We start from the raw sequence: 20956 nt of genomic DNA, 5'->3' as shown, positions 1-20956 counted from the left end.
GGGCCCGTCCAACCAGAAGAACTCGCCCCACAGCAACTTTTTCGCCCCCGACCGGGGCTCCGGGCCGAAAAACTCGTCGAGACGCAAGCTTTCGGGCCCGACGAACACCAGCCCCGTCCAGGCCCTACAGCTTGTCCATGGGTGTGTGCTTCAGCATGAACCGCTTGACGCCCATCGAGCCGAAGTCGACATCGGCCATGGCGCCGTCCCCCGCCCCGCTCGTGGCCACGACCGTGCCCAGTCCGAAGGTGGTGTGCATCACCCGGTCGCCGGCATCCAGGTGCAGGATGTTCTTGCTCGGCACCGACTTCGGCAGCGACGGCATCCGCCCCCGGCCCCCACCGAACGCCGGCCCGTCGGACGAGCGTGAGCCCCAGCCGCCCGCGCCAATGCCCTCGCGTGACTGGTACTGCCGTGAGGCCGAGCTCGCCGCCCAGTTGCTGATCTGCGAGCCGAGCCGCCGCCAATCCATCAGGTGGGCCGGGATCTCGTCCAGGAACCTGCTCGGGGCGTTGTATGACGGCGTGCCATACGCCGAACGCACCGCCGCCCGGCTCAGGTACAGCCGCTTGCGCGCCCGGGTGAGCCCCACATAGGCCAACCGTCGTTCCTCGGCCAGCTCATCGGCGTCGGCAATCGCCCGCTGGTGGGGAAAAATGCCCTCCTCGAACCCGGACAGAAACACCGTGTCGAACTCGAGCCCCTTGGCGGTGTGCAGCGTCATCAGCGTCACCACGCCCTGCCCGTCGTCGCCGTCGGGCACCTGGTCGGCATCGGCCACCAGGGCGATGCGCTCGAGGAAGGCCGGCAGCGACGGGTCGAATTCGGGGCTGCCCGCGGCGAGCACCAGGCCGTCTGCGGGGGTCTCGTCCTCGGTCAGGTCGTCGGTCACGTCGAGCGTCGTCGCCTGGCTCACGAACTCGGCCGCGATCGAGGTGAACTCGACCAGGTTCTCGATGCGGGTCTCGTCCTGCGGGTCGCTCGACTGCTGCAGTTCGTCGACGTAGCCCGATTCTTTGAGGATGGACGCGAGCACATCATCGGCGCTGGCCCCATCGGCGACCAGTTGCCGGTGCCGGGCCATCAGCTGGGCGAACAGCTCGACCTGCTTGCGCGATCGCGTCGCCAGCCCCGGGATCTCGCCGGCCCGCTCCAGCGCCTCGGTGAAGGTGATGCGGTGCTCGGCGGCCAGCATCTCGACGGCCGCCTCGGCCTTGTCGCCGATACCCCGCTTGGGCACGTTGAGAATGCGCCGCACCGACACCTCGTCAGCCGGGTTCGCGATGGCCCGCAGATAGGCGATGGCGTCGCGAATCTCTTTGCGTTCGTAGAACCGCACCCCGCCCACGACCTTGTAGGGCATGCCCGTACGGATGAACACGTCCTCAAAGGCCCTCGACTGGGCATTGGTGCGGTAGAACACCGCGACATCGCTGTACTTGTGCTTGCCCGCATCGGCCAGGGCATCGATCTCGTCGGCGACGAACTGGGCCTCGTCATGCTCGGTGTCGGCGACGTAGCCGGTGATCAGGTCGCCATCGCCCGCGTCGGTCCACAGCTTCTTGTCCGGACGACCTGAGTTGCGCTGGATGACGGCATTGGCCGCGGCCAGGATGTTCTGCGTCGAGCGGTAGTTCTGCTCGAGCAGGATCGTGCGGGCGCCGGGGAAGTCCTGGTCGAAGTCCAGGATGTTGCGGATCGTGGCACCGCGGAAGGCGTAGATCGACTGGTCCGAATCACCCACCACCATCAGCTCGGGTGCCTCAACAGTCGGGGCCCCCTCGACCAGGCCCGCATCGGCATCCCACGCACCGCACAACATCTGGATCAGCTGGTACTGGGCGTTGTTGGTGTCCTGGTACTCATCGACCAGCACATGGCGGAACCGGCGCCGGTACTGCTCGCGCAGGTCGGGGAATGCCTTGAACAGGTTCACCGTGGTCATGATCAGGTCGTCGAAGTCGAGCGCGTTCGCCTCGGTCAGGCGCCGCTGGTACAGCGCATAGGCCGCGGCATAGGTCTGGTCGTTGCCGTCGGCCGCCTGTTTCATGGCCGTCTCGTGGTCGACGCACTCGTTCTTGCGCGACGAGACCCAGTTGAGCACCGCCCGCACTGGTGACTTCTTGGGATCGAGGTTGAGTTCCTTGATCACCAGGCCCATCAGCCGCTTGGCATCGGTGTCGTCATAGATCGAGAAGGTCTTCTTGATCCCGAAGCGGTCGATCTCGTGGCGCAGGATGCGCACGCACGCCGAGTGGAACGTCGAGACCCACATCAGCTTCGCCCGCCCACCGACGAGTTCGGCCACGCGGTGGCGCATCTCGGCGGCCGCCTTGTTCGTGAACGTGATGGCGAGCACTGACCCGGGGTGCACATTGCGCTGGCTGACCAGCCAGGCGATGCGGCGGGTGAGCACCCTCGTCTTGCCCGACCCTGCCCCGGCGACGACCAGCACCGGCGATCCGGCGTGGATGACCGCTTCGCGCTGCGGCACGTTGAGCCCGGCCAGCAGCTCGCCGGGGTCGACCATTCGTTGGGGGCGGTCGGCGCTGTCAGCCCCGGACGACGCAGGCCGCGCGCGGCGTGCGGGCGCGGGGGCGGGCTCGTCCGGGGCGAAGAACGAGAACAGGTCAGGGTGTTCGGTCATGGCCCAACAACCCTAGTTCACTATCGTGGGGCCATGAACTCTGACGCATCACCCTGGCGCCGTCTGCTCGGGCGGGCACGACGGGCCTTCAACTGGGTGACCGGCCTGACGCTGGCCGGACAGGTCGTCGTGATGCTGGCCCTGTCGATCAACGACGTGATCCGGCGCCGCCACCGCAAAGTTCGCCGGTTCCCCACCGTCGCACCCGAACCGTTCGCCATCGCCGGTGGCAACCGTCTGAGCATCTACACGTTCGGCCAGGACCTGTACGATGACATGCTCGACTCGATCAACGCGGCCAGGGACTACGTCTATTTCGAGACCTACATCTGGAAGTCCGACGAGGTTGGCCAGCAGTTCAAGGACGCCCTGATCGCCGCCAGCGAGCGCGGCGTGCGCGTCCATGTCGTCTATGACGTGTTCGGCAACATGGTCGTCGACCCCCGATTCTTCGAGTTCCCGGCCAGCGTGCAGTTGCGTCGTCATCCGCTGATCAGCAGCCCCGTGCCCTCGGTGCGCATGTCAGGACGCGACCACCGCAAGATGCTGGTCGTCGACGGCCACGACGCCTACCTGGGTGGCTACAACATCGGCTCGCTGTATGCCGACCGGTGGCGCGACACCCACATGCGCGTGCAGGGACCGGCCGCCGGCGAAATCGAGAACGCGTTCGTCGACTACTGGAACATGAAGCCAGTCGGCCTCATGCCGCCCAAGTCGCTGCCGAAGCTGCCCGACCCGGACGGCCGTGGCTGGGACACGCCCCTGGTGGTGCACCGCAACACCCCCCGCTGGCGGGTCTACCCGATCCGCAACATGTACCTCGAGGCGATCGACCGCGCCGAGCACCGCATCCTGCTCACCCACGCCTACCTGATCCCCGACGACGACCTGACTGCGGCCCTGTTCGCGGCCGCTCGGCGCGGGGTCGATGTGCGCATCATCGTGCCGGCCCAGTCAAACCACGTCGTCGCCGACTGGCTCTCACGCGGGTTCTATGACGAACTGCTGTCAAAGGGGGTGCGGCTGTTCCTGTTCCAGGGGGCGATGGTGCACGCGAAGACCGCCACGATCGACGGCGTGTGGTCAACGATCGGCACGGCGAACCTCGACCGGTTGAGCCTGAGCGGCAATTACGAGGCCAATGCCGAGTTCACCGACCCGGCCGTGGCCACCAAGCTCGAGCAGATCTTCGAGTCCGACCTGACCAATTGCATCGAGCTCACCCTGGACCAGTGGCGCAGCCGGTCGAAGGTGGCCCAGGCGACCGAGGCCTTCCTGGCCCCCTGGCGCCCGGTCTTCTGAGGCAGGGACGAAAACACCCGGGGACCGACCGCTCTGGTCGACCCCCGGGTGGTCAGGTTTGGTGGGTGGTGAGGTGGTCAGGCCCTCTTGCCGGCCTTGGAGCGGATGAAGCCCCAGATGACCAGCACGATCAGCGAACCGACGATCGCGCTGATCCAGGTGGGCAGGCTCCAGAAACTTTCGTTGACGTTGACACCGAACAGTGCCGAGGCGATGAAGCCGCCGAGGATGGCGCCGACGATGCCGAGGATGATGGTGACGATCCAGCCGCCACCCTGCTCGCCCGGCAGGATTGCCTTGGCAATGGCGCCGGCGATGAGGCCCAGAACGATCCAAGCGAGAATACTCATGGCTCCACCTTCGCACGTCTGAACGCCCGTGCTGTGCTGATCCGCGAGGTCTTCAGGGTTAGACCAGCTTGCGGTCGGTTGCCCACTTGGTGAGTTGGTGGCGGTTAGACAGCTGCAGCTTGCGCAGCACGCTCGACACATGCGTCTCGACCGTCTTGATCGAGATGAACAGTTCGCGGGCGACCTCTTTGTAGGCATAGCCGCGGGCGATGAGCTTCATGACTTCGCGTTCGCGCTGGCTCAGCCTGTCCAGGTCTTCGTCGATGCTGGCGATGTCGATCGCCCCAGAGAAGGCGTCCAGCACGAAGCCCGCGAGCCGCGGTGAGAACACCGCATCGCCCGTGGCCACCCGGCCGACGGCCTCGACGAGGGCGTTCGAGTCGATCGACTTGGTCACATAGCCTCGGGCGCCTGCACGGATGACGCCGATGACGTCCTCGGCGGCGTCCGAGACCGACAGCGCCAGGAACTTCGTGCGCGTCGCCGGGTCCTCCCCCGCCTCGATCGACAGCTTTTCGCACTGCCTGATCACCTCGGCGCCACCGCCGCCGGGCAGGTGCACGTCAAGCAGGACGACCGCCGGCGCCGTCTCGCGGATCGCCGCGACCGCTGTGTCGACGTCCTCACCCTCACCGACCACCTCGATGCGGTCGGCATAACGGGTCAGCTCGTGGCGCACACCTGCACGGAACATCGCATGGTCATCGACCAGCACCACCCGCACGGGGCTGCTGGTGCCCGGCTGCCCGGCAGCACCAACTGGGGTCTCACTCACAGGTCCATCTCCAATCGGATGTTCGTTCCTTCGCCGGGTGCCGACGTGATCCTGGCCCGACCGCCATGGCGTTCGAGGCGGCCGATGATCGAACCGCGCACGCCCTGGCGGTCGTCGGCAATCTCGTCGATGTCGAAACCCTTGCCGCGATCGCGGATGTAGACCTCGACGTGACCATCCTCCACCTCACCGTACACGTCGATCTTGTCGGCCCCCGAATGTTTTGCAGCGTTCATCATGGCCTCGCGTGCGGCGCTCACGAGTGCGGACAAATCGGTGGTCAGTTCGGCGTCGCCCACGCAGACGACCTCGATCGGCACACCGCGTTCGTTCTCGATCTGCTGCCCTGCCCGGGTCAGTGCCGACGACAGGTGGGTGTCGTCCGGTTCGACATCGCCATAGAGCCACGAGCGCAGCTCGCGTTCCTGGCTGCGGGCCAGTGACGCGACCGCTTTGGGGTCGTCCGACTGGCGTTGGATGAGCGCGAGCGTCTGCAGCACCGAGTCGTGCAGGTGCGCAGCCATGTCGGCACGGGCGTCGGAGAGCAGCTTCTCTTCGCGGGCGGACTGCAGGTCGGTGCGCCAGCGATGGATCCACGGGGCGGCGACCAGACCGATGCCGCCCACGATCAGGCCGGACAGCAGCAGCAGGGCCGGCAACTGGGCCACGCCGACCGACGAGGCGACCACGGCCGAGCCGGCGGTGACGATCATGCCGGCCCCGACCAGGATTCGCATGATCCCGGTCCAACCATGCGTGCTGACGAAGGGTGCGAGCCACTTGTTGGTCACCCGGCGCGACGTGTCGGTCCCGGCAGCCGGTTCCACGTCAGCCTGGCGCCAGACCAGCGACAGGCCGATACCCGCAAACGCCAGCGGCCAGAACCAGTTCAGCGGCACCCCGAGCCCGGTGGCCTGGGCAGCCCAGATGACGCCGACGCCCAACACCGCGACCGCCGTGATCGTGCCCGCATCGCGGCGTCGGTCGGGGGTACTTCGGGTGCCGCGCTTGTTGGTGCGCGTCGCCGATTCGAGCCCGGGGGCCTCGGCCACCTTGGGCGTGCGCGGCATCAGGATCCAGAGCAGCCCGTAGAGGATCACCCCGATGAAACTGGCGAACGACAGTGCCACGAAGCCGACGCGCACGGCCCCGACGGGCCAACCCAGGTGTTCGGCGATGCCTGCGCACACGCCCGCGATCCAGGAACGTTCCTGCACCCGATGGGCGCGGCGGAAGTGTGGGTCGGCCGGTAGCGCGGCCACCTCATCGCGGCGCCGCCGCTGCTGGGGCGCCGGCAGGTGGGGCTGCTGCTGCGGGCCGTACGGCCCCTGCACGAACCACGGCGGTGCGGCGGGCGGCACCTGGCCGGGCTGGGTCGGCGGCGGCGGTGGCGTCGGACGGGCAGACTGCTGCGGCTGGGCATGCCCTTGAGCGGGACGACCCAGCTGTGGCGACCGTTGCGGGGGTCGCGCGGGCACCTGAGGTGGCATCCGCTGGGCAGGCTGTGCATTCATCTCACCCCAAGCGTCACATGTTCGTGCCCCTGAGGCCAGCACCGGACACCCAAGTCAGTGGCAGGTCAGGGTCGATCCCGATGACGTGGGCGCCCGAGTCGGGTGAAGATGGGACCATGACCGAAACGCTTCGTCGCAGCAACGTGCCCGATGGCCTGCTCGCGACCGTGCGCCCGCGCACCCATCGCCTGGTCGGCGGTGTCTGTGCCGGCATTGCGCTGCGCTACGGCATCGACCCCCTGCTCGTGCGCGCCGGCTTCAGCCTGCTCGCGCTGTCCGGTGGCGTCGGCATTGTGCTGTACGCCTTCTGCTGGGTGTTCATGGTCGAAGAGGGGTCGTCCGAACCGCTCATTCACCAGCAGGTGCCCAGCACCCGCACGTGGCGCTGGCCATTGGTGGTGGGCTCGCTGGTGGTGCTGTGCATCGTGGCGATGAGCCTGATGAGCAATGTTTTTCCGTACGGCCCCATGCCCGGTCTGATCCTGCTGGCGGTCTGGTGGTATTCACGCAGGCACCGCCAGCGTGCCATGGCCCGCGCCCAGCTGGCGCCGCCAGTGCCGATGCGCCAGCCCATGACGAACTTCGACGCCGCCTCGATGGCCTGGCAGAGCCGCCTCGAGTCGGTCTACCTCAGCACCGAGCCGCTGGCCCCCGCTCCCCCACAGGTGCCCCGGCTCGGTGCGACCCTTGACCTGTACGACGATCAGCACCAGGAGCCCCGGGCTGTCGCGGCCTCGCCCGCACCGGCCCCGCGACGCACCCACCGGCGCCCCTCGTGGCTGGCTGCCCTGGTGGTGGGTGCCTTCGCCATCGGGGCCGCCTCGCTGGCGAACCAGACCTTCACGTCGAGTGCGCACCCCCTGGTGCTGCCCACCGCAACGTTCATCGCGGTGCTGGGCCTGGGCCTGCTGATCGGGTCGTTCACCCGGCGTCCGCACCTGGCGGTCACCGCCGGCGTGCTCGCCAGCGTGCTCATGTTTGGTTCCCTGGTGATGCCGCCACCGGAACACGCCGGGGAACCCACCGTGACCTATACCGCGGCCACGCAGTTGCCGCAGACGTTGACCTACGGCCTGCAGGAACACGCGGTGGCTGACTTCTCGGCCGTGCCCCTGACCGCGGACAAGGTCGTCACCATCGACGTCACCTATTCAGACCTCACGCTGCGCCTGCCGCGCAGCTACGAGGTGCGCTACGACCTCAAGGCGGCCTCGTTGTTCGACCACGACGAGACGGTCTCCGGCGGCTGGGTGAACGGCACGCTGAACAAACGAGTTCCCGGCCAACCCGCCCTGGTGATCGTGCTGACCGCCAACGCCTCGAAGGTGACGCTCTCATGACCGCCCACCGGAACCAGAACCAGCACTACCGCGTCGACGCCAACTCCCTGATCTGGGGCGTGATCCTGCTGGGCGTCGCCACCATCGGTCTCGTCCGATCATTCGGCGTGGCCATCAACTGGCAGGTCGTCCAGGTCGCAGCACCCCTGGTGCTGATCGCCCTGGGTGCCCTCGGCCTCGTCATCAACCGCCACCAATCACGACAGGACCCGTCATGAACACCAATCTCTCCAACTTCTCAGGAGCCAAAGTGCCCACCAAGTACCGCCGCAGCAGCGACAAGATGATCGCCGGTGTCTGCGCAGCCATCGCCCGCGAGACCGGCGTCGACGTCGGCATCATCCGCATCATCACGGCCGTCGCGGCCGTGTTCACCAGTGGCCTCGTGCTGGTCGCCTACCTGATCGCGTGGGCGGTCCTGCCCGCCGAGGGCTCGGACAAGACGTTCATGGACCAGGCCGTGCGTGAAGGCCAGAAGCTGTTCGACAAGAACACCGGCTCCAAGCCCTGGTCCCCGAACTCCTCGTCCCAGCCCGGCCCTGCCCCGCAGACCCCGCAGGCCAACCGCCCCGGCGACCCTGACCCGTTCGACCTCTACAAGGACTGATCCCCCAGCCGGGTCCACACACGGCGAAGGCCCCGCAGCAGGTCACCTGCTGCGGGGCCTTCCCCATTCACTCATTCCCATTCGATCGTGCCCGGCGGCTTGCTGGTCACGTCCAGCACCACACGGTTGACCTCCCGCACCTCGTTGGTGATCCGGGTGCTGATCCTCTCGAGCACCTCATAGGGCACGCGCGTCCAGTCCGCGGTCATCGCGTCTTCGGACGAGACCGGTCGCAGCACCACGGGGTGGCCATAGGTGCGCCCGTCGCCCTGCACGCCCACCGAGCGCACGTCAGCCAGCAGCACCACGGGGCACTGCCAGATGTCACGGTCGAGCCCGGCCGCGGTCAGTTCGGCGCGGGCGATGGCATCGGCCTCGCGCAGGATGTCGAGGCGCTCGGCGGTGACCTCACCAATGATGCGGATGCCCAGGCCGGGGCCGGGGAACGGCTGGCGCCAGATCATGTAGTCGGGCAGGCCCAGTTCGGCGCCGACGGCGCGCACTTCATCCTTGAACAGGGTGCGCAGGGGCTCGATCAGCGTGAACTGCAGGTCATCGGGCAGGCCGCCGACGTTGTGGTGGCTCTTGATGTTCGCCGCACCCTCACCGCCGCCCGACTCGACGACGTCGGGGTACAGGGTGCCCTGCACCAGGAAGTCGATGTCGCGGTCGTTGTTCAGCTCGCGGGCTGTGGCCTCGAACGTGCGGATGAACTCACGCCCGATGATCTTGCGCTTGGTCTCGGGGTCGCTGACGCCCGCCAGCGCACCCAGGAAGCGGTCGACCTCGTCGGCGACGACCAGGTCGACACCGGTGACGGCCACGAAGTCCTTCTTGACCTGTTCGGCCTCGCCCTTGCGCAACAGGCCATGGTCGACGAACACGCAGGTCAGCTGGTCACCGATGGCACGCTGCACCAGCGCCGCCGCGACCGCCGAGTCGACACCGCCCGACAGGGCACACAGCACCCGCTTGTCGCCGACCACCTCACGAATGTGGGCGACCTGCTCGTCGACGATGTTCTTGCTGGTCCAGTTCGGTTCGAGCCCGCACAGGTCGACCAGGAAGGCGCGCAGCACCTGCTGGCCGTGTTCACTGTGCAGCACTTCGGGGTGCCACTGGACGCCCGCGAACTTGCGCTCGGCGTGCTCGAATGCGGCGACCGGCGCGCCCGCCGAGTGGGCCAGCGGGGTGAACCCCTCAGGGGACTTCGAGACGGCGTCGCCATGGCTCATCCACATGTTCGCGGTCGACGGCAGGCCGGCCAGGATGCAACCGCCCTGATCGATCGAGACCTGGGTTCGTCCAAATTCGGACAGCCCGGTCTTGGCGACCACGCCACCGAGCGCCTGGGTCATGGCCTGGAAGCCGTAGCAGATGCCGAACACCGGCACCCCGGCCTCGAACAGCGCCGGGTCGACCTGCGGGGCGCCGTCCGCATAGACGGACTGCGGCCCACCCGACAGGATGATCGCGGCAGGACGACGTGCCAGCACCTGCTCGACCGTGAAGGTGTGTGGCACGATCTCTGAATACAGGTTGGCCTCACGCACGCGACGGGCGATCAACTGGGCGTACTGGGCGCCGAAGTCGATGACCAGGACGGGGGCGTGCAGGGCCTCGGTGGCGGGATCGGACATGGGCAGCATCCTAGTGGCGTCAGCCCCCTGCCGATGACCGCGCACCGGAGGGGGTCGTCACCAGCCCAGGGGCGTCCACATTCTGGAACCCGGAATATTTCGGGGCAGCAGGCAATTGAGTCAGTGCATGACCGTCTTTTCGAATGTCACTGAACTGGTTGGGCGTACGCCCCTGGTGAAGATCAACCGTCTGATCGACACCCCCGCCACCGTGCTGGCAAAGCTGGAGTTCTACAACCCGGCCAACTCCGTCAAGGACCGCATCGGCGTCGCGATGATCGACGCGGCCGAGGCCAGCGGGCAGCTGCAGCCCGGCGGCACCATCGTCGAGGCCACCTCGGGCAACACCGGCATCGCGCTCGCCATGGTCGGCGCTGCGCGCGGCTACAAGGTGGTGCTGACGATGCCCGACACGATGTCGCTCGAGCGTCGTACCCTGCTGCGGGCCTTCGGTGCCGAACTCGTGCTGACCCCCGGCGCAGAGGGCATGCGTGGCGCTGTCGCCAAGGCTGAAGAACTCGGCGCCCAGGGTGCCGTGCTCGTGCGCCAGTTCGAGAACGAGGCCAACCCGGCCATCCACTACAAGACCACCGGCCCCGAGATCTGGAACGACACCGACGGCAAGGTCGACATCCTCGTCTCGGGCGTGGGCACCGGCGGCACCGTCAGCGGCGCCGGCAGGTACCTCAAGGAGCAGAACCCGAACATCCAGGTGATCGCGGTCGAGCCCGTCGAATCGCCGGTGCTCTCGGGTGGCCAGCCCGGCCCCCACAAGATCCAGGGTCTCGGCGCCAACTTCGTGCCGAACACCTACGACGCCAGTGTGGTCGACGAGGTCGTGCAGGTGGCTTCTGAGGACGCCCTGACCACCGCCCGCGCGGCTGCCACCCAGGAGGGCCTGATGGTCGGCATCTCGTCGGGTGCAGCGCTCAAGGCTGCCGCCGATGTTGCTGCGCGTCCCGAGAACGCGGGCAAGACCATCGTCACGGTCATCCCCGACCTTGGCGAGCGGTACCTGTCCAGCCTGCTCTACAAGCACCTGCTGGATTCTTGATGGGTGACTTCAGCACCGGGCTGGCCGAGGTCCGCGGACACCTTCGCGAAGACCTCGATGCAGCGATGCGCAATGATCCGGCGGCCGTGAACAGGTTGGAGGTGGCGCTGTTGTACTCGGGCGTCCACGCCATCTGGACGCACCGGGTCTCGCATGCGCTGTGGAACGCCAGCCCGGCGCTGAAGCCCGTTGCCCGTGCGTTGAGCCAGTTCAGCCGGTTTCTGACCGGTGTGGAGATTCATCCCGGGGCCACGATCGGCCGCCGGTTCTTCATCGACCACGGCATGGGCGTCGTCATTGGCGAGACGGCCGTGCTCGGGGACGATTGCATGATCTATCACCAGGTGACACTCGGCGGGCGTTCACTCGAACGCGGCGCCAAGCGCCACCCGACCCTCGGTGACCGCGTCGTGGTGGGCGCCGGCGCCGTGGTGCTCGGCAACATCACGCTCGGCGACGACGCCAAGATCGGCGCGGGGGCACTGGTGATCAAGGACGTGCCTGCGGGTGAGACGGTGCTGGCCGCGCCGTCGACGATTCGGGACCACCGGACCGGTTCGGGTGCCACGACCACCGGCGACGAACCCGAGGCTGGGCTGGCACCGGAATTCATGATCTGAGGGCAGGCGGCTCTATGAACTGCTAGCGTGCCGGACAACGTGGCTGAAGGGACAACGGAGCCCCAGCACGAGGCACGCGCTGCACGAGGTAGTTCGATCATGACTCCTGCCACGAGGGTGGATTATTGATGACAGTGGCGTGCTCCGAGGTCAGCTTCCGCTATCGCCGCAGGGGCCCATGGGTGCTCGACACCCTTTCGTGGCACCTGCCCACGGGCACGACCTTCCTGTTGGGACCCAACGGTGCGGGAAAATCGACCTTGTTGTCGCTCCTGGCCACGTCGTTGACGCCTCAGCATGGGGAACTGCTGTGGGGCAGCCAGCAGTTGGACACGAAGTCCTTGCCACTGTGGCGACAGCGTGTCGGGTGGATTCCCCAGCGCGTCGACCCCATTCCTGGGATGACCTCACGCGAGCAGGTTGCCTACGCCGGCTGGCTCAAGGGATTGTCCCGTCGCGACGCCTGGGACAGGGCCGCATCGTCGTTGGAACGCGTCCACCTGACAGGGAAGGCCAATGAGCGAAGTTCGCAGCTGAGCGGGGGCCAGCTGCGCCGACTGGCCATTGCCTGTGCGCTCACCCACGACGCTACGGTGTTGTTGATGGACGAACCCACTGCCGGGCTCGACCCAAATCAGCGTTCGCGCCTCTATGCCCTCGTGGGGAAACTCGAGGAGGTGGACTGCCTCATTGCCACCCACCAGACCGAAGACATGGGACTCCCCGAAGCCAACGTCGCGGTCATGGACAGGGGCCGGATCATTCACGAGAGCTCCTGGACCGACTTCATCAGCCTTGGCAGTGGGGCTGCCACTGAAGAGAGGGCTGTATCGGCCTACCGTTCCCTGATCCGCGAGGAGGAGTGATGCCGCGACACTGGCTGCTGCCTGCCGCGCTGTTCACCTTGACTGCTGCGGTCTCCCTCGTCCCGGCGGAGGGCTTGGTCTGGCAACTCACTCGCACGTGGCCCAGCGCCTTCATGAACCTGCCGCAGCTATTCATCCTGCTGCCTGCCGCACTGGCGGGGTGGGCCGCCCTGCAGGGGTGGGCGTCGCGGCGCGCCAGGGCGCCCGAGTCCGTCTCCACCCGCCGTCCATGGCGGCTCATCGTCAGCTGGCTCACCCCTGCTCTATGGGCCGCGGTCCTCACCCCGATGTTGGGGGTCGCGCGCATGGCCCCGCTGTTGCGCGGTACTCCCCGGCCTGTCGACCTGACCCTGATCCTGACCTCAATCCTGCTGCTGGTTGCCTGGACACTGCTGGGGTTCCTGCTCGGGCGGGTTGTGCCGGTGGCTCTGGCCGTGCCAGTGGCAGCAATGGTGGGCTTCGTCGGCATGGCCTTCCCCGAGGCCACCAACGCGATGGCGTGGCGTCACGTGCTCGCGCTGCACAGCTCGTGCTGCCTGCTCGACCAGGAAGTTTCACTCAGCGTCCTCGTCGGCAGCCTCGCCTTCTACCTCTCGCTCGTCGGCGTCCTGTGGTGGCTGGTCCAGCGCCCCAGCTGGCCCCGCGCCGGCCTGGTGGTAGTGGTCCAGACGCTGGTCACCGGCCTGTGCCTATGGCTTGTGGCACCCGTGACCCACCCCAACGGCGTCCACGATCGGCCGACCAACCAGTTGGTGTGCCAAGGCCAGAAGCCGCAGATCTGCCTGTGGCCGGAACAGGAACGCGATCGTGCCGTGATCACGGACACCGCGCGCCGGATCGTCGAGGTGCTGGACGAGGTCGGTGTCACAGCGCCGCAGGCCCTGTCATCCGCCACCGCTGCGGAGTGGAGCTACCAGGGCGGAGCCAACCCCGGCAGCGACACGGTGGTCCGCCGGTCCGTGGTGATGGGGGCCGCAGCGGTGCCCATGCCGGCATGCGCGTTGCGCGAACCCTGGCACGGGCCTGCATCGTTTCAAGACCTTGCCGCCTGGGTCTGGCTGGCCGCAGGTTTCAATCGCGCAGATGTGACGGTCTCACCCACGTTGGCAAAAATTCTCGCTCAGCCGCTCCCCCAGCAGGACCAGTGGTTCGCCACCACCATGGCCGCTCGTGGCGTCTGCGGCACAAAACCGTGAGCAGCCCAGGCGCGAACTGGCGAGATTGGGGTTTGTATCGACACGCGCACCGGGTGGGCGTCGGCCTGGTCGCGCTCACCCTGCTCCCCCTGGTTGCGTGGACTGCGTCGGGGTCTTCGGTGCGCTTGCCGAGCTTGACCGGCGCAGTATCAGTCCCCGCGCTGTGCCTTCCCGCCGTCCTGCTCGGGGCCGTCATCGTCTGGGTCCTCGAGCCTCGGACCCAATGGGAATCCGTGTCGACCCGACCCTTGGGCCGCGTGGGGCTGGTTGCGGCCTGGATTGCCGTACTCGTGCCGGCGGCGGCCATGATGGCTGCCGGTGCGACCACCTCGCTGTACGCGCGGGCCGCCTTGTTCACGACCGGCCTGACGCTCGTGTTGTGGCGTCTGACCGGCAGCGTGTTCAGTTCGCTCGGCCCCGTGGTGTGGTTCGTGGTCACCACGGCACTCGCACGCACCGTGCCGGGCAGCGCATGGTGGGCGATCTACACGCTGCGGGGGGACTCCCGCACCTGGCTGCTGCCGGTGCTCGCCGCCGTAGCGGCTCTCAGCCCCGATCCTCGTCGTCGGTCGGCTGCTCGCCGCGGGCGATCTGCTCGTGGTGGCGCACGACCTCGGTGACGATGAACGTCAGGAACTTCTCGGCGAACTCGGGGTCGAGCTGGGCATCGACGGCCAGCGCGCGCAGCCGCTCGATCTGCTGTTGCTCGCGCGCGGGGTCGGCCGGGGGCAGTCCGCCGCGGGCCTTGAGCTGCCCCACCTGGCGCGTCACCTTGAACCGCTCGGCGAGCAGGTGGACGAGTGCGGCGTCGAGATTGTCGATGCTGCCCCGCAGTTCACCCAACCGCTGCCGGACCGCCGCGTCGTCCGTCACCTGCTCGTCCATCAATGCGCCACGATCTCGATGCGCTGGAACGACTTCACATCGGTGTAGCCGGTGATCGCCATCGCGCGGCGCAGCGCCCCCACCAGGTTCATCGACCCGTCCGAGGTGTGCGAGGGGCCCACCAGCACCTCTTCGAGGCTGCCGACCTGGTCAAGGCGCACCCGTGCGCCGCGGGGCAGCGACTCGTGCCAGGCCTCGGCGCCCCAGTGCCAGCCGCGTCCGGGGGCCTCGGTGGCGCGCGCGAGCGGCGCGCCCACCATCACGGCGTCCGCGCCACACGCGATGGCCTTGGCGATGTCACCCGAGCGCCCGACCGAACCGTCGGCGATGACCTGCACGTAGCGACCACCGGACTCGTCCATGTAGTCGCGGCGCGCCTCGGCCACGTCGCTGATCGCGGTGGCCATCGGCACCTCGATGCCCAGCACCTCACGGTTGGCATGCGTGGCACCGCCACCGAACCCGACGAGCACGCCGGCGGCGCCGGTGCGCATCAGGTGCATGGCCGTGCGGTAGTTCGAGCAGCCGCCGACGATGACGGGCACGTCGATCTGGTGGATGAAGCTCTTCAGGTTCAGCGGCTCGGCGGCGTCGGAGACGTGCTCGGCAGAGACGGCGGTGCCCCGGATCACGAAGAAGTCGGGCTGGCTGGCCACGACATGTTCGGCGAACTCCTGGGTGTTCTGCGGCGACAGCGAGCCGGCCACGGGCACCCCGGCGTCGCGGATCTCGTCCATGCGGGCCCGGATCAGTTCGGGTTGGATCGGCGCGGAGTAGATGCGCTGCAGGGTCTCGGTCGAGTCGGCGTCGTCACAGTCCGCCAGCTCGGCGAGCACCGGCTCGGGGTCTTCGTAGCGGGTCCACAGACCCTCGAGGTTGAGCACGCCCAGGCCGCCCAGACGTCCGACCTCGATCGCTGTGGCCGGCGACATGATCGAGTCCATCGGTGCGGCGAGGATCGGGAAGTCGAGCTGCACGGCATCGATCTTCCAGCGCAGGTCGACCTGTTCGGCGCCACGCGTGCGCCTGCTCGGCACGATCGCGATGTCGTCGAGCGAGAATGCACGCTCCGCGCGCTTGCTGCGTCCGATGTCGTACATGTGACCTGCCTTCGCTGTCGGTGTGTGGCTCGCGCCAGCCACACACTTTAGTGCCCGGCAGCCCGGACGACGTCAGCGACCGCTGTAGTTGGGCGCCTCGGCGATGTTGGCCACATCATGCGGGTGGCTCTCTTTGAGGCCCGCCGAGGTGATGCGCACGAACTGGCCGTTGCGCTGCAGCTCGGGGATCGTGCGCGCACCCACGTAGAACATCGACTGGTGCAGGCCACCGACCATCTGGTGCAGCACCTGCCCGACGGGGCCGCGGTAGAGCACCTGGCCCTCAATGCCCTCAGGGATCAGCTCGTCATCGCTGGCCACGTCGGCCTGGAAGTAACGGTCCTTGGAGTAGGACTTCTTGCCGCGGCTGCTCATGGCGCCGAGCGAGCCCATGCCCCGGTACTGCTTGTACTGCTTGCCGGCGATGAACACGGTCTCGCCCGGGCTCTCTTCACAACCGGCGAGCATCGAGCCCACCATCACCGTTGAAGCGCCTGCGACAAGGGCCTTCGCGATGTCGCCCGAGTACTGCAGGCCGCCGTCGGCGATTACCGGGATGCCCGCTGGGCCGGCGGCGAGGCTGGCCTCGTAGACCGCGGTCACCTGAGGCACGCCGACACCGGCGACCACGCGGGTGGTGCAGATCGAGCCGGGGCCGACACCGACCTTGACGGCGTCCACGCCGGCCTCGACCAGCGCCTGGGCGCCGGCGCGGGTGGCGACGTTGCCGCCGATCACCTGCACGTTGCGGGTGGCGGGGTCTGCCTTGAGCTTGCGCACCATGTCGAGCAGCAGCCGTGCGTGACCATGGGCGGTGTCGACCACGAGCACATCGACACCGGCCTCGATCAGCGTGGTGGCGCGCTGCCAGGCATCGCCGAAGTACCCCACCCCGGCGCCGACCATGAGCCGGCCCTGGGCGTCCTTGCTGGCGTCGGGGAACTGCTCGGACTTCACGAAGTCCTTGACCGTGATCAGGCCGGTGAGCCGGTTGTCGGCGTCGACCAGCGGCAGCCGCTCGCGCTTGTTCTGGCGCAGGATGAGCGTCGCGTCCTCACGGCTGATGTCGCTGGGTGCGGTGAACAGCGGGGACGAGGTCATCACGTCACGCACGTAGGTGGTGGCCCACTCGTCCACGGGGGTGAACCGCAGGTCGCGGTTGGTGCAGATGCCCAGCAGTCGGCGCTGCTCGTCGACGACCGGCACGCCCGAGATGCGGTAGCGGCCGCACAGCGCATCGAGCTCTTCGAGGGTGGCATCGGGGCCGATGGTGACGGGATTGGTGATGCGCCCGGTCTGGGTGCGCTTGACCAGGTCGACCTGTTCGGCCTGGTCCTCGATCGACAGGTTGCGGTGCAGCACGCCGAGGCCGCCGTTGCGGGCCATGGCGATGGCCATGCGCGACTCGGTGACGGTGTCCATCGCGGCTGAGAGCAGCGGGATCCTGATGGTGAGGTCGCGGGTCAGCTGCGCAGTGGTGTCGACCTCGCTGGGGATGACGTCAGTCTCGCCGGGCAGCAGCAGCACATCGTCGTAGGTGAGACCCAGAGTGGCAAATTTAGGGGGCACTCCGGTGCCGTTGAGCTCGTCGTTCACTGCGTGCGCCTTTCCGTCGACCGGTCTCGATTCTATGCGCCGGGCCGTGGGTTGTTGAAACCGGGAACGTTGCTGGGCGTCCGCGTTCGCGCTGGGCGCACGGGGGTGGTGGGTGGCGGTGGCGGTGGCGCCCCTTCCGCCCGCGACGCTCCCGTTCGGTGCACGACGCTCCCCCTCAGGCGCACGACGCTCCCTTTCGGCGCACGACGCTCCCGTGGCGGCCGGCTCGGTGGGGAGCGGCATGGACGGATGGGGAGCGTCGTGCACTCCAGGGGGAGCGGCGTAACCGAACTGTCGCAGGCTGGTCTGCTGGCCCGCGAAGGCACCATCTATCCCCTGCTCAGCAGGTTGCGCAAGGACGGTCTGGTGCAGACCGCCTGGGGCGAGTCGCCGTCGGGCCCCCCGCGGCGCTACTACTCGCTCACCCCCGAGGGCCACCAGGCCCTCGACGACTTCCGTCAGGCATGGGGCGCACTGAAGCTCTCCGTCGACGACATCCTCACCAGAAGGCAATGATCATGATGAGCGCACTCGACCACCGGCTCGTCGCCGACTATCTCGCGCGGCTGCGCGCCGAGGCCCGCCGGCTGCCCGCCGACCAGGCCAACGAACTGGTCGCCGACATCGAGCACCACCTGCTCGATGCCTTCAACCAGCCGCCGCTGGCCGGCGACCCGTCCGAGGCCGAGATTCGCGACGTGCTCGAGCGGTTGGGCACGCCTGCCGAGGTCGTCGATGCCGCCGCGCCGCAAGGCTCGTCCATGGGGGTGCCGATGACCGCGCCCGAGAAGCCGAACCGGGGACGAGCCGAGGCCGCTGCAGCCATCCTGCTGGTGGGGGCCGCGCTGCTCTTCGTGGTGTGGTTCCTGGCGATCCCGATGTGGGTCGCGGGCATCGTGGCGCTGGTGCTGTCGAGCCGCTGGAACCTGGGTGACAAGGTGTTGGCCGCCCTGTCGTGGGGCACGCTGATGCCGTTCACGTGGGCGGCGGTCGCCGGCGTGGGCTTCGTCGCAACTGTCACCTGTGCGGGTGAGGGGTGCGAGCCGGCTCCGGATCCGGGGCTGAGTGTCATGAACTGGGTGGCCATCGGCTTCACGATCATCTACCTGGCCTTCGTGGTGTGGGCGAGCCTGAAGCTCGTCCGGGCGGCCAGACGGGGCTGATCGGCTCCCGGAGTCGCACGGGACCGCGGCATGGCTGAAACGGGCACGCTGACACCCTTGCGTGCGCGCTGACACCTGTCCACCGGTGTCGACGTGCCCCCAAAGGTGTCGGCGTGAACGTTCACCCACCAACGACGAACGCCCCGGGCTTCCCGGGGCGTTCGCCATTCAGCTCGTGGTCGAGGTGATCAGTCCTCGTCCTCGACCTTCTCGACCACCAGGGTCTCGGTGGTCAGCAGCAGCGACGCGATCGACGCCGCGTTCGCCAGCGCCGAGCGGGTCACCTTGACGGGGTCGATGACGCCGGCCTCGATGAGGTTGACGTACTCGCCCGTCTTGCCGTTGTAGCCATTGCCGGGCTCCTGCTCGGCGACCTTCGACACGACCACATAACCGGGCTCGCCACCATTCTCGGCGATCCAGCGCAGCGGCTCACGCACGGCCTGGGCCACGATCTGCACACCGGTGCGCTCGTCACCGGTCAGGCCGAGGCCATCGTTCAGCACGCGGGCAGCGTGGATGAGGGCCGAGCCGCCACCGGCGACGATGCCCTCTTCGATGGCCGCACGGGTGGCCGAGACGGCGTCCTCAATGCGGTGCTTCTTCTCCTTGAGCTCCACCTCGGTGGCAGCGCCGACCTTGATCACGCAGACGCCACCGGCGAGCTTGGCAACCCGCTCCTGCAGCTTCTCGCGGTCCCAGTCGGAATCGGTGCGCTCGATCTCGGCGCGCAGCTGGGCCACGCGAGCCGAAACCTCTTCATGGGCACCAGCGCCGTCGACGATGGTGGTGTTGTCCTTGGTGACGACGACGCGACGAGCGCGGCCGAGCACCTCGAGACCCACCTGGTCGAGCTTCAGGCCGACCTCGGGGGCGACGACCTGACCACCGGTCAGGATCGCGATGTCCTCGAGCATGGCCTTGCGGCGGTCACCGAAGGCCGGGGCCTTGACGGCAACAGAGGTGAAGGTGCCACGGATCTTGTTCACGACCAGGGTCGACAGCGCCTCGCCATCGACGTCCTCGGCCACGATGAACAGGGTGCCGTGGGCGGCGATGACCTTCTCGAGCACCGGCAGCAGGTCGTTCATCGAGCTGATCTTGCCGGAGTGGATGAGGATGTAGGGATCCTCGAGCACAGCCTCCATGCGATCGGCGTCGGTCACGAAGTACGGCGACAGGTAGCCCTTGTCGAACTGCATGCCCTCGGTGAACTCGAGCTCGGTGCCGAACGTGTTCGACTCGTCGACGGTGATGACACCGTCCTTGCCGACCTTGTCGAACGCGTCAGCGATCAGGGCGCCGATCTGCTCGTCGCGCGAGCTGATGGTGGCCACGTTCGCCATGTCCTCGGTGGTCTCGATCGACCGCGAGAGGCTGCGCAGCTCGTCGACCACGGCGGTCACGGCCTGGTCGATGCCCCGCTTGAGGCCGACCGGGTTGGCGCCCGATGCGACGGCCCGCAGGCCTTCGTGGACGAGCGCCTGGGCCAGCACGGTGGCGGTGGTGGTGCCGTCGCCGGCAACATCATTGGTCTTGGTGGCGACCTCCTTGGCGAGCTGAGCGCCAAGGTTCTCGTACGGGTCTTCGAGGTCGACTTCGCGCGCCACGGTCACACCATCGTTGGTGATGGTGGGGGCACCGAACTTCTTGTCGAGGACGACGTAACGGCCCTTGGGGCCGAGGGTCACCTTCACGGTGTTCGCGAGGATGTCGACGCCACGCTCGAGCGAGCGACGCGCCTCCTCATCAAACTGAAGGGTCTTTGCCATGTGTTCTACCAGTCCTTACCAGGTCACTTGCTGACGACGGCGAGGATGTCGCGCGCGTTCAGCAGCAGGTATTCGACACCGTCGTACTTGACCTCGGTGCCGCCGTACTTGCTGAAGATCACGACGTCGCCCTCGGCAACGTCGAGGGGAACACGGTTGCCCTTGTCATCGATGCGGCCGGGACCGGTGGCGACGACCTTGCCCTCCTGGGGCTTCTCCTTGGCGGTTTCCGGGATGAAAAGGCCCGAAGCGGTGGTCTGCTCGGCGTCGAGAGGCTGAACGAGGACGCGGTCCTCGAGCGGCTTGATCGTGGCTGCCACGTCAAACCCCTTTCTTTGTTCAATTGCTGCCCTGGGGCAGATGAGATTGTCCACACAATGCCGGGTGGGACGTCGTCGCGGTGCCGCCCCGTCTGGCGCTGGCACTCTCGGTACGGGAGTGCCAAGAACCAACCTATACCCGGGTTGGCACTCGATCAACCCGAGTGCCAAGAGAACCCCGAGCGCCATGAGAACCCGAGTGCCAG

At 67.8% G+C, this 20956-nt stretch carries 19 protein-coding genes and 1 pseudogene; 10 read left to right on the top strand and 10 right to left on the bottom strand.

The window, feature by feature from the left end; translation table 11 throughout:
• Positions 1-124: 124 nt before the first annotated feature.
• Complete coding sequence (pcrA, locus tag ACQCX5_RS11500) at positions 125-2647, bottom strand: DNA helicase PcrA (protein WP_434542167.1); 2523 nt, start codon at positions 2645-2647, stop codon at positions 125-127.
• A 33-nt stretch (positions 2648-2680) separates the two neighbouring features.
• On the opposite strand from pcrA, the gene ACQCX5_RS11495 reads away from it, so the two are divergent.
• The gene (locus tag ACQCX5_RS11495) at positions 2681-3952 is read left to right on the top strand and encodes a phospholipase D-like domain-containing protein (RefSeq protein WP_434542166.1); all 1272 of its coding nucleotides are present in this window, start codon (positions 2681-2683) and stop codon (positions 3950-3952) included.
• Positions 3953-4029: 77 nt separating this feature from the next.
• On the opposite strand, the gene ACQCX5_RS11490 is transcribed toward ACQCX5_RS11495, so the two are convergent.
• Genes ACQCX5_RS11490 through ACQCX5_RS11480 form a run of 3 tightly spaced genes read right to left on the bottom strand, consistent with a single transcriptional unit; the run spans position 4030 to position 6567 of the window.
• A complete protein-coding gene (locus ACQCX5_RS11490; RefSeq protein WP_434542165.1) occupies positions 4030-4302 on the bottom strand; it encodes a GlsB/YeaQ/YmgE family stress response membrane protein in 273 nt (90 codons plus the stop codon).
• A 58-nt stretch (positions 4303-4360) separates the two neighbouring features.
• Positions 4361-5077, bottom strand: a complete 717-nt coding sequence (locus ACQCX5_RS11485; protein WP_434542164.1) for a LuxR C-terminal-related transcriptional regulator — start codon at positions 5075-5077, stop codon at positions 4361-4363.
• Positions 5074-6567, bottom strand: a complete 1494-nt coding sequence (locus tag ACQCX5_RS11480) for a PspC domain-containing protein (RefSeq protein ID WP_434542163.1) — start codon at positions 6565-6567, stop codon at positions 5074-5076. The genes ACQCX5_RS11485 and ACQCX5_RS11480 overlap by 4 nt, the downstream gene beginning before the upstream one ends.
• A gap of 140 nt (positions 6568-6707) precedes the next feature.
• On the opposite strand from ACQCX5_RS11480, the gene ACQCX5_RS11475 reads away from it, so the two are divergent.
• From ACQCX5_RS11475 to ACQCX5_RS11465, 3 genes are read left to right on the top strand one after another with little or no spacing between them, the layout of a single operon-like run.
• Positions 6708-7931, top strand: coding sequence for a PspC domain-containing protein (locus ACQCX5_RS11475; protein WP_434542162.1), 1224 nt, complete (start codon positions 6708-6710; stop codon positions 7929-7931).
• Complete coding sequence (locus ACQCX5_RS11470) at positions 7928-8149, top strand: hypothetical protein (RefSeq protein ID WP_434542161.1); 222 nt, start codon at positions 7928-7930, stop codon at positions 8147-8149. Before ACQCX5_RS11475 ends, ACQCX5_RS11470 begins: the two co-directional genes overlap by 4 nt.
• Positions 8146-8538 carry a PspC domain-containing protein gene (locus ACQCX5_RS11465; protein WP_434542160.1) on the top strand — a complete coding sequence of 131 codons (393 nt, stop codon included), beginning with the start codon at positions 8146-8148 and terminating at the stop codon, positions 8536-8538. The genes ACQCX5_RS11470 and ACQCX5_RS11465 overlap by 4 nt, the downstream gene beginning before the upstream one ends.
• Positions 8539-8609: 71 nt before the next feature.
• Here ACQCX5_RS11465 and guaA read toward each other — a convergent pair whose 3' ends face one another.
• On the bottom strand, positions 8610-10178 hold the full coding sequence (guaA, locus tag ACQCX5_RS11460) for a glutamine-hydrolyzing GMP synthase (RefSeq protein WP_434542159.1): 1569 nt from the start codon (positions 10176-10178) through the stop codon (positions 8610-8612).
• A 127-nt stretch (positions 10179-10305) separates the two neighbouring features.
• Between guaA and cysK the strand changes: the two genes are divergently transcribed.
• The 4 genes and pseudogenes from cysK (at position 10306) to ACQCX5_RS11440 (ending at position 13914) form a co-directional block, all read left to right on the top strand.
• Entirely contained in the window at positions 10306-11232 is a 927-nt protein-coding gene (gene cysK, locus ACQCX5_RS11455; RefSeq protein WP_434542158.1) for a cysteine synthase A, read from the top strand.
• A pseudogene (gene cysE / locus ACQCX5_RS11450) lies at positions 11232-11771 on the top strand (serine O-acetyltransferase); the annotation flags it as partial. The gene cysK and the pseudogene cysE, both read left to right, overlap by 1 nt.
• A gap of 263 nt (positions 11772-12034) precedes the next feature.
• Entirely contained in the window at positions 12035-12718 is a 684-nt protein-coding gene (locus ACQCX5_RS11445) for an ATP-binding cassette domain-containing protein (protein WP_434542157.1), read from the top strand.
• Between the two features lie 305 nt (positions 12719-13023).
• Positions 13024-13914 carry a DUF7224 domain-containing protein gene (locus ACQCX5_RS11440; RefSeq protein WP_434542156.1) on the top strand — a complete coding sequence of 297 codons (891 nt, stop codon included), beginning with the start codon at positions 13024-13026 and terminating at the stop codon, positions 13912-13914.
• Between the two features lie 546 nt (positions 13915-14460).
• Here ACQCX5_RS11440 and ACQCX5_RS11435 read toward each other — a convergent pair.
• From ACQCX5_RS11435 to guaB, 3 genes are all read right to left on the bottom strand, one after another.
• A complete protein-coding gene (locus ACQCX5_RS11435) occupies positions 14461-14799 on the bottom strand; it encodes a chorismate mutase (protein ID WP_434542155.1) in 339 nt (112 codons plus the stop codon).
• Entirely contained in the window at positions 14799-15899 is a 1101-nt protein-coding gene (locus ACQCX5_RS11430; RefSeq protein WP_434542154.1) for a GuaB3 family IMP dehydrogenase-related protein, read from the bottom strand. The genes ACQCX5_RS11435 and ACQCX5_RS11430 overlap by 1 nt, the downstream gene beginning before the upstream one ends.
• Before the next feature lie 72 nt (positions 15900-15971).
• Positions 15972-17495, bottom strand: coding sequence for an IMP dehydrogenase (gene guaB / locus ACQCX5_RS11425; protein ID WP_434542153.1), 1524 nt, complete (start codon positions 17493-17495; stop codon positions 15972-15974).
• Between the two features lie 261 nt (positions 17496-17756).
• On the opposite strand from guaB, the gene ACQCX5_RS11420 reads away from it, so the two are divergent.
• Together ACQCX5_RS11420 and ACQCX5_RS11415 are read left to right on the top strand one after the other, a co-directional pair.
• Positions 17757-18011 (top strand): PadR family transcriptional regulator, encoded by a 255-nt coding sequence (locus ACQCX5_RS11420; RefSeq protein ID WP_434542152.1) that lies wholly within the window; start codon positions 17757-17759, stop codon positions 18009-18011.
• A gap of 2 nt (positions 18012-18013) precedes the next feature.
• The gene (locus tag ACQCX5_RS11415; RefSeq protein ID WP_434542151.1) at positions 18014-18658 is read left to right on the top strand and encodes an HAAS signaling domain-containing protein; all 645 of its coding nucleotides are present in this window, start codon (positions 18014-18016) and stop codon (positions 18656-18658) included.
• 188 nt (positions 18659-18846) lie between these two features.
• On the opposite strand, the gene groL is transcribed toward ACQCX5_RS11415, so the two are convergent.
• Together groL and groES are read right to left on the bottom strand one after the other, a co-directional pair.
• Entirely contained in the window at positions 18847-20430 is a 1584-nt protein-coding gene (gene groL / locus ACQCX5_RS11410; protein ID WP_434542150.1) for a chaperonin GroEL, read from the bottom strand.
• A 23-nt stretch (positions 20431-20453) separates the two neighbouring features.
• A complete protein-coding gene (gene groES, locus ACQCX5_RS11405) occupies positions 20454-20750 on the bottom strand; it encodes a co-chaperone GroES (protein ID WP_434542149.1) in 297 nt (98 codons plus the stop codon).
• Positions 20751-20956 lie beyond the last annotated feature (206 nt).

Source organism: Aestuariimicrobium sp. G57 (assembly GCF_050110855.1).
Lineage (GTDB): Bacteria > Actinomycetota > Actinomycetes > Propionibacteriales > Propionibacteriaceae > Aestuariimicrobium.
The sequence above is the reverse complement of the archived record's forward strand: the minus strand, read 5'-3'. Positions and strand labels throughout refer to the sequence as shown.